We start from the raw sequence: 8,883 nt of genomic DNA, 5'->3' as shown, positions 1-8,883 counted from the left end.
ACGGGTGTGGCTTTAAATGGCGTCAATATGGCTGCAGCGGCACCAACAGAGGCGATCCTTAGCGCCTATACCATTGCAGCTTTTGATGATTGTGTTGGCCATGTTAACCCTGTAGCTGGTTACCATTATCATGGTGCAAATCATGGTGATGGAGATTGCCCAGCCATTGAGTTTGAAGTGGATGGCCATGCTGGCATGATTGGTTATGCAATGGACGGTTTTGCCATCTACGGTATGCTTGATGAAAATGGCGATGAGGCTACTGATTTAGACAGTTGTCGAGGACAAACTGATGACGTACGTGGCTACCATTACCACTCAGCAGGCCCAGGTGAGAATACGTTTATTGGTTGTTTCTCTGGTGAGACGGCAAACTAGTAGGTAACAAAATGAAGATACTCAAAAGCGTGACAATAGCTCTAAGCTTAGGTTTACTTTCTTTATCGGTTAGTGCCCACAATGGTCATGGTGATGAATTACCTTGGCAAGCTTGTGAAGAGGCCGAAAAAGATGACACTTGTGAATATACTAATAGCCATAACGACCGTTACATAGGTAATTGTAAGGTATTTAGTGGCGCTTTGATGTGTGTACGAAATAAACCAATTGTTCATTTAGAAAAACTTACTTTGTTTACAACAGAAGAATTGCAACCAGCTGAACTTCAGACTAACGATCCTAGCAAGTTAGATAAATGAGTAAACAGAGTCAGTATTGTATTTACTGACTCTGTTTTTATAAGGTAAAGCCTCACATATTTAAGGGATACGTCTAATGGACGTAATGTTTCCCACTAGTGTCAAAGGTCACTGCATCGCTTTTAGTACTAGGTAAAGTCACAGGCCAAGCCTTAACACGCGCTTCCCACATACGACTAGCCTTAGCATAGGCTGCTTCCCAATCAAGTTTATCCACTAGTATTAGCATACTCGCTAAGGTACCTAATAGTGCATGCTCGGCATAATCATCTTTAGTTTGCCCCGTCCAAACACTTACTAAACAAAGTGGGTCTAACTCTTTTGGTTTAGTCACATAGGTGTCTAAGGTATTAGGTATATCGACTGTGGATTTAGCTGTGCCTCTGTTAATGAAAAAAGTCACGTCACGCAAGGGGTTAAACTCTAACTCGCCACCCTCACCTCTAAAACATAAGGTGTTTTTATCCTCTAATAAGGCTGCGGTCTCTTGGTGTTTTTCATCCACTTTACGGTGAAAAATCCCCTGTAAGCTATGAGTAGCATTTGAGGGATTTAGTAGTCTAGCCAGGGTATTTGCACAAGAGCGTAAACCAAATAAATCTCTGAGTTGAACGATCCTATCAAGCTGTGGGTTGATTGACTTCAGGTCCATATAAGCGAAACCAAAGGAGTTTATCCGAGTTCGTGCTTGCTCTGAACTTTCACAAATATCAAAACCTAATTGAGGCAATACTTCTTTTAAATATAAACGCTTAGAGTCTGGCTCGTGAGTACCGTGTAAAAATACCCGTTTACCGTTTTGCCCTAACAACATAGCTGCAAGTAAAAACCATGGCAAATGACGGCGTTTACCGGCATAACACCCCATATCTAAATCAATAGATAATAATTGTAACGACTCAGAATTAAACCCCCGAAATGCTTCTGTAAAACCTGCTAATTCTTCAGCCGTTTCTTCTCGTACTCTGAGCAACATCAAAAATGCACCTTGTTGCTCTGGTGTTGCCTCACCATTAATCAGCATACTCATGGCTTGCTTCGCTTCTGATTGGGTTAAAGTGCGCCCTGCCCTTTGGCCTCGACCAATAATACGAATAAAATCTTTAAACTTTACTTCTGTGTTGGTCATAAAACTCTATCGACTAAAAAAATGGAGGGGAATTTTACTGAGTTTATAAGCATCAACAAAGAATTATTAACTCAAAACGTAAAAATAACTTCTTATGCATTTACCTGTCTAGTTGCTTTTGACAGCAATGATAAATCTACATTATGTCTTTTGTTTACGACTTCACCCACTATGGTTACCGCTGGCCCCTTAAAATCAGCTTCAAGCACTTTTTGAGTAATATTTTCAAGAGTGCCGACGCACAACCTTTGCTGGCTTGTTGATGCTTGATCAATAACGGCCACAGGCATGCTTGCCTGCAAGCCATTCTCAGCTAAACGTTTCATTATAGTTTCAATACGCTTTAGGCCCATGTAAAAAACTAAGGTTTCGCCTGTATTGTTTGTTCCTTTGACACCGTTAGCTAATGCCGACCAGTTTGGTTCTGCGTTAGCAGATTTCAAATGAGCAGTAATAAACCGCACTGATTGAGCACATTCGCGATGGGTTAATGGAATACCGGCATAAGCTGAGGCACCCGATGCCGCAGTGATACCCGGAACGATGGCAAAATCGATTTGGTGTTTAGCTAACATGTCACACTCTTCACCTGCTCTGGCGAATATGGCTGGGTCACCGCCTTTTAAACGAACGATGTTTTTCCCTGTCTGTGCGACTTCAATCATTAGATCACAAATATCAGCTTGCTTCATACTATGATTGCCGCATTTTTTCCCAACAAAGATTCGCTCTACTTTTGCAGGGATCATCTTGATTATATCGGGGTTAACTAGCCAATCGTACATCACAACATCAGCTTCCTGTATTAACCTATGCGCCTTTAACGTTAATAGTTCTGCATCACCTGGCCCTGCTCCAATTAAATATACAAGGCCTTTATCTGAACGTAGCGACGTATTAGAAATAGACTTGCCATCAAAAAATTTAAACTTAGCCGTACTAGCCAGCATCTCAATATTTCTAAAAATCAAATTCGATACTTTCTGCAACGCAGTGATAACACCTGGATCACTGACTGATTTATTTGTATTCATTATACGGCCTCTAGCGTAATCAGTTGCTCTTGATCTACCGGCAGGTTACTTGGCTTATGTTGAGTGATGAGTTGGCTAAGTTCAGATTTACATGAACCGCAATTGGTACCACATTTTAAAGTGGCTCCTAAACCATCTACACTACAATTACCTTGTTTAATTGCATCAATAATGGTGTTTTCACCCACTTTAAAGCAGCTACAAATTAACTTACCCTGCTTAAAGCTTTCGTCAGGCTGTAAATTCAACAAGCCATGCAATTGTTCAGGTTTAACGTTTAGCTCACCGATTAAACTGCTGATCCAGTTTTGGTCTAACTCTAACGAAGTATTAGTTGTGCCCATTGAAAGCACCAACTCCCCTTCACGTAACCCACAGGTACTGCTAAATACCTGACTATTAGCCCCAATCCACTCCTCAAATAATGGGAAGTTATTGACTAGCCAAGTCCTTAGTGCAGATAAATCTTTGTTGGTTGCAAAACAAACTAGCGTCCCTTTCTCAAATGGAGTGGTAACAAAATATTCAAACGCTTGCTTAAGAAGTGCAATAGACAAGTCTTGCTGCACAAACAACTGTCCTTGATGGGCAAACTCTACTTTTTCAAGAGCTACAGCAGCATGCTTTAGCTCTGGCTGCCCTGATATTTTGTCATTAGCATCAGTATACAAAGCTGCAATATTTGAGCTAGAGCTATTGCTTGCACTCCAATGGATTGGCGCGAACAACTCACCCTGCCTTTGGTTATTATCTATCTTAACTGGTAGACAAACGGTTAAGTCTGCAGTAGTTAAATGAGCAGCGTTAAGCTCTACAAGATCATTATCTTTTAAATTAAGGTTATCAGCATCTTTAGCGTGTATAGCCAAATAAGGTCTGCCGATATGTGAAGTTAACTCTGCGGTTTTTCCAGTACGAGTCATAGTATGCCATTGATCTCGAACACGACCACTGTTTAAAACAAACGGGAAATCGTCAGAGGTTAATTGCTCAGGTGGCGTATAACTAGTCCCTATAAATTGCGCTTTACCACTGGCTGTATAAAACTTCCCATCTGTAAATAAACGCTTTGTACCCTTAGGTTGTTCAGCATCACCACCTAATGTTACAGGCCACTGGATGGGTTTTAAACGATTATAATCTTTGTCAGATAAGTTACATAACCCAGACAAATCTAAGTCTCGGGTGCCATTATTATTGAAAGTGGTTAAGCCTGTATATTCAGCAAAAATTTCGCTTGGTTTACTGAAATTAAAACCTGAATCAAAGCCCATTGCTTTGGCTACTTCACAAATAATCTGCCAATCATGCTTGGCTTCACCTGTCGCTGGCATCAGGCCTCTCTGCCTTGATATACGCCTTTCAGTATTAGTCACTGTACCGTCTTTCTCAGACCAGCCGGTAGCAGGCAATGTAATATCAGCAAAACTCAATGTATCATTTTTCGCTACGCAGTCAGAAACCACCACCAACTCACATCTTGCTAATGCGTCTGCTACTTTTTGTCTATTTGGCATGCTCACCATAGGGTTAGTGGCCATGATCCACACAGCTTTTACCTTACCTTGGTTAATATCTTCGAACATGTCTACGGCTTTTAAACCAGTTTTAGTAGGAATAGATGGTGAATCCCAGTAGGTTTGTACCGTTTCACGGTGCTCTGGGTTATCAATATCCATATGACAAGCCAACATATTTGCTAGTCCACCCACTTCACGACCACCCATAGCATTTGGCTGACCGGTTAATGAAAACGGTCCAGAGCCTGCCTTACCCATTTTGCCAGAGGCTAAATGACAGTTAATAATACTGTTAGCCTTATCAGTACCTGACGTGGACTGATTGACCCCCATACAATAAGCGGTAACTACCTTGTCTGTATTGAAAAAGAGTTGATAAAAGTTCTTTAAATCAGCCTCAGAGACTTCACAGGTCTTAGCAATTTCAATAACAGTAGAAGATTGACAAGACTCTAAAACACTATCAAAACCTTGAGTATAAGTATTGATGTAACCCTGATCTAAACCACCTTCATTCGACAAGTAATGGATTAAACCATTAAACAAAGCGACATCTGTTCCCGGTTTGATCGCCAAGTGCAAGTCAGCGAGTTCTGCGCTGGCGGTACGTCGAGGATCAATAATGACCACTTTCATATCAGGGCTAATTTTTTTAGCCCGTTCAATTCGTTGAAACAGCACAGGGTGAGTCCAAGCAGCATTCGAGCCCACTAGTACCAATAACTCAGTTTGCTCTAAGTCTTCGTAACAACAGGGTACAGCATCTGCACCAAACGCGCGCTTATAGGCAGCTACGGCTGATGACATGCATAAACGGGAATTAGTATCGATATTGGCGCTACCGATATACCCTTTCATTAATTTGTTAGCGACATAATAATCTTCAGTTAATAACTGTCCTGAAACATAAAATGCAACTGAATCAGGCCCATGCTCAGCTATAACTTCATTAAATTTTTTGGCAACGTGCTCTATGGCTTCTTCCCAACTTGCCTGCTCTCCCATTATGGTGGGATTAAGCAAACGCCCATCAGTTGTATTGGTCTCCAGCAACTTACTGCCTTTAACACACAAGCGCCCAAAATTGGCTGGGTGATCTGAGCTACCAGTTACAGAAGACAAATTGCCACTTGAATCAAGACTCACATCCACTCCACACCCCACCCCACAATAAGGACAAGTAGTGGTAGCTAAAGAAGCAGGACAGACTTTAGATGAGCTAGTGGACATAAATTATTCTGCCAACTGCAACTGCACTTGATTTTGTTCTATCCGAACAGGATAAACCCTAAGGTTAACTTCTTCGTCATCTAAACAAGCACCTGTCTCTAAACAAAACCTTTGCTTATACAAAGGAGAGATAATCACCTTTTTATCTTCTACCGAGCCTAGCAAACCACGATATAAAACATTAGCTTTACCAAAGGGGCACCAATTACTTGAGGCAAAAACCTGTTCGTCGTTGCCACTTTTAATTTTGTAAATAGCAATTTGTTGCTTGTTTACTAAGGCACACACACCTGAGTTATTAACTAGGTCGGCATCACTACAAACCGTTATCCAATTATTTTGAGTAGTCATTGTGAGTCTCCTTAAACCAATTCCGTCGCAAGCTTTTCAACTTGTTCTTCGCTAAATTCCAACTTCTCTTGTTCAGTAGCGGGGCGAATTTGCTCACGCTCTTCAACAAATACAATATTCAAATCCTTGTCTTCACTGTTAACGAACTGGCGGAAACGCTTTAAAGATTGCTCACTTTCAATGGTTGATTTCCACTCACACTGGTAGGTATCAACTACATTTTGCATTGAAGCTTCAAGCTCAGCGCCTAAACCAAGAGAATCTTCAATGACAACCTTCTGCACATACTCTAAGCCACCTTCAAGGTTTTCCATCCAAACCGAAGTACGCTGCAAACGGTCTGCTGTGCGAACATAAAACATTAAAACTCGGTCGATGTACTTCACTAAGGTTTCTGTATCTAAATCTGTAGCAAACAAATCTGCATGGCGTGGCTTCATGCCGCCATTACCACAAACATATAAGTTCCATCCGTTTTCGGTGGCAATCACACCTATATCTTTACCTTGCGCTTCAGCACATTCACGGGTGCAACCTGATACTCCAAATTTGATTTTATGAGGAGCCCTAAGGCCTTTGTAACGGTTTTCTAAATCTACAGCTGTGCCAACTGAATCCTGAACACCATAACGACACCAAGTACTTCCTACACACGACTTAACAGTACGTAAAGCTTTTGCATAAGCATGTCCTGTCTCAAAACCCGCTTTAACAAGTTTCTCCCAAATATCAGGAAGCTGGTCGACACGCGCACCAAATAAGTCAATACGAGTACCACCTGTTACTTTTGTATACAGTTTGTATTCTTTAGCAATTTCACCAAGGGCAATCAGTTTCTCTGGAGTCACTTCTCCGCCAGGCATACGAGGTACAACTGAGTAAGTACCATCTTTTTGCATGTTTCCAAGGTAGGTATCGTTAGTATCTTGCAGGCTGACATGATCAGGTTTAAGTACGTAATCATTCCATACTGATGCCAGTATTGAACCTGCAGCAGGTTTACATATCTCACACCCAAGTCCTTTACCGTGTTTCTCTAACAACTCTTCAAACGTTTTAATGCCGCCAACTTTTATTAGGTGAAACAATTCTTGGCGCGAATAAGCGAAATGTTCACATATGTCCTTTTTTACCTCAACTCCTCGCTTCTCTAGTTCACAGTCGACAACAGACTTAAGCAAGGCCGCACAACCGCCACAACCAGTGCCAGCTTTAGTGCAAGATTTTACAGAACTCACATCACAGGCTCCCTGGTCAACAGATTCAATAATGTCGCCTTTTGAAACATTGTGACATGAACAGATAGTAGCAGTATCTGGCAAGGCATCAGGGCCTAAGCCTACTGGTGCATCACCACTTGAAGGCAAAATCAAACTTTCTGGGTTAGCAGGCAAATCAATATCGTTTAATGCATATTGCAATAAAGTATCGTAATCACTGGTATCACCAATCAATACCGAACCAAGAAGTTTCTTCTGTTCGGCATCAACCACTATCTTTTTGTACACTTCATTGGGTTGATTCTCATAGGTATAACATAATGCACCTTCGGTCTTAGCGTGGGCATCACCTATTGAGCCTACTTCAACCCCCATTAGCTTAAGTTTGGTACTCATATCAGCACCTTGGAAAGTCAGATCACCACCAACGATATGACTCGCAGCGGCTCTTGCCATAGTGTAGCCCGGCGCAACCAAGCCAAAAATAAAGTTATTCCAAAGGGCACACTCACCAATAGCATAAATATCTGCATCACTAGTTAAACATTGGTCATTAACCACTATGCCGCCACGGGGGCCTATTTCTATATCAAACTCTCTGGCTAACGCATCAGATGGACGAATACCAGCAGAGAATAAAATCATGTCGGTTTCTAACTCTGTGCCATCTGCAAACACCATTTTATAACGGCATACGTCACCTTTCTCGATAACCTGGGTGGCTTTTTGTGTATGTACTTGCACCCCTAGGTTCTCAATCTTGCTACGTAATAAACGCCCACCACCGGCATCAACTTGTACCGCCATTAATTGCGGTGCAAATTCTACAACGTGCGTTTGTAATCCCGCTTCTTTAAGGGCATTGGCTGCTTCTAAACCTAACAAGCCACCACCCACAACCACACCAACTTTGCTCACAGCAGATGACGCACTAATGTTTTCTAAATCTTCAATGGTTCTGTAAACCAAACAGTGGGGTTGATCATTACCTGGGATGGGTGGTACAAATGGGTAAGACCCAGTAGATAATACTAATTTGTCATATTCAAAAACATCACCTGATTCAGTGGTAACGGTTTTAGCAAGCTTGTTAATGTTGATAACCTTGGCGTTCAACTTAAACTTTATATTACTTAGCTCATAGTATTCTGGCGTTGTTAGGGCAAGCTCGTCAGCGGTTTTACCACTAAAGAACTCTGATAAATGCACACGGTCGTATGCCAACCTTGGCTCGGCTGATAAAACCGTTACGTCTATCTGAGTATCATCAGCTTTATTCGCCTTGATTAACTCATCAACAAAGTAATGACCTACCATGCCATTACCTACCACCACTACTCGCATTTTTTGTGCGTCATTTGCATTTATCAAACTTGACATTGGGTCACCTCTGGCCTTTTTTTGAAGCAAAAAAAAACCCACTAATTTCATCAAATTTGACGAATTTGTGGGCTTCTTTGCCGATTTGCTGTTACACGCATTTATGTAAAGCAAACGAATTTAAATTAATTTTATAATTTTCTATAAATCACGAAGCATTAAGAATGCCAACTTTTATAACCAGTAAAAACAACAACTTATAGAAAAACCCTCCATGAAATTACGTAATATCTTCAATAATTTAGTGCAACAGCACCATATTAGCGCACAAAAAGTACGGGTATTAATAAACACCAATTAAATATAGAGGCAATTTCTCAT

General features: G+C 41.2%; 7 protein-coding genes. 2 read left to right on the top strand and 5 right to left on the bottom strand.

The window, feature by feature from the left end:
• Window positions 1–378 (top strand): YHYH protein (locus tag ABJE44_RS05155; protein WP_348120669.1); only part of this gene is annotated, 378 nt, incomplete at its 5' end.
• Window positions 379–389: 11 nt separating this feature from the next.
• Entirely contained in the window at window positions 390–698 is a 309-nt protein-coding gene (locus ABJE44_RS05150) for a hypothetical protein (protein WP_348111355.1), read from the top strand.
• A 73-nt stretch (window positions 699–771) separates the two neighbouring features.
• Here ABJE44_RS05150 and ABJE44_RS05145 read toward each other — a convergent pair whose 3' ends face one another.
• The 5 genes from ABJE44_RS05145 to nirB all read right to left on the bottom strand — a co-directional run bounded on the left by ABJE44_RS05145 (window position 772) and on the right by nirB (window position 8,562).
• The gene (locus ABJE44_RS05145; RefSeq protein ID WP_348111354.1) at window positions 772–1,827 is read right to left on the bottom strand and encodes a glycosyl transferase family protein; all 1,056 of its coding nucleotides are present in this window, start codon (window positions 1,825–1,827) and stop codon (window positions 772–774) included.
• 92 nt (window positions 1,828–1,919) lie between these two features.
• Complete coding sequence (cobA, locus tag ABJE44_RS05140; RefSeq protein ID WP_348111353.1) at window positions 1,920–2,861, bottom strand: uroporphyrinogen-III C-methyltransferase; 942 nt, start codon at window positions 2,859–2,861, stop codon at window positions 1,920–1,922.
• On the bottom strand, window positions 2,861–5,611 hold the full coding sequence (locus ABJE44_RS05135) for a nitrate reductase (RefSeq protein ID WP_348111352.1): 2,751 nt from the start codon (window positions 5,609–5,611) through the stop codon (window positions 2,861–2,863). The genes cobA and ABJE44_RS05135 overlap by 1 nt, the downstream gene beginning before the upstream one ends.
• 3 nt (window positions 5,612–5,614) lie before the next feature.
• Window positions 5,615–5,962 (bottom strand): nitrite reductase small subunit NirD, encoded by a 348-nt coding sequence (gene nirD, locus ABJE44_RS05130; protein WP_348111351.1) that lies wholly within the window; start codon window positions 5,960–5,962, stop codon window positions 5,615–5,617.
• Window positions 5,963–5,973: 11 nt separating this feature from the next.
• On the bottom strand, window positions 5,974–8,562 hold the full coding sequence (nirB, locus tag ABJE44_RS05125) for a nitrite reductase large subunit NirB (protein WP_348111350.1): 2,589 nt from the start codon (window positions 8,560–8,562) through the stop codon (window positions 5,974–5,976).
• Between the last annotated feature and the right edge of the window lie 321 nt (window positions 8,563–8,883).

This window comes from Paraglaciecola sp., assembly GCF_039942875.1.
Taxonomy (GTDB): domain Bacteria; phylum Pseudomonadota; class Gammaproteobacteria; order Enterobacterales; family Alteromonadaceae; genus Paraglaciecola.
Note: the sequence above shows the minus strand (reverse complement) of the source record. Positions and strands in the feature narration are given on the sequence as shown.

What these genes read in the sequence shown, in the direction of transcription:
- ABJE44_RS05150 (WP_348111355.1), top strand. Translation starts at nt 390, where the DNA reads ATGAAGATACTCAAAAGCGTGACAATAGCTCTAAGCTTAGGTTTACTT.
- ABJE44_RS05145 (WP_348111354.1), bottom strand. Translation starts at nt 1,827, where the DNA reads ATGACCAACACAGAAGTAAAGTTTAAAGATTTTATTCGTATTATTGGT.
- cobA (WP_348111353.1), bottom strand. Translation starts at nt 2,861, where the DNA reads ATGAATACAAATAAATCAGTCAGTGATCCAGGTGTTATCACTGCGTTG.
- ABJE44_RS05135 (WP_348111352.1), bottom strand. Translation starts at nt 5,611, where the DNA reads ATGTCCACTAGCTCATCTAAAGTCTGTCCTGCTTCTTTAGCTACCACT.
- nirD (WP_348111351.1), bottom strand. Translation starts at nt 5,962, where the DNA reads ATGACTACTCAAAATAATTGGATAACGGTTTGTAGTGATGCCGACCTA.
- nirB (WP_348111350.1), bottom strand. Translation starts at nt 8,562, where the DNA reads ATGTCAAGTTTGATAAATGCAAATGACGCACAAAAAATGCGAGTAGTG.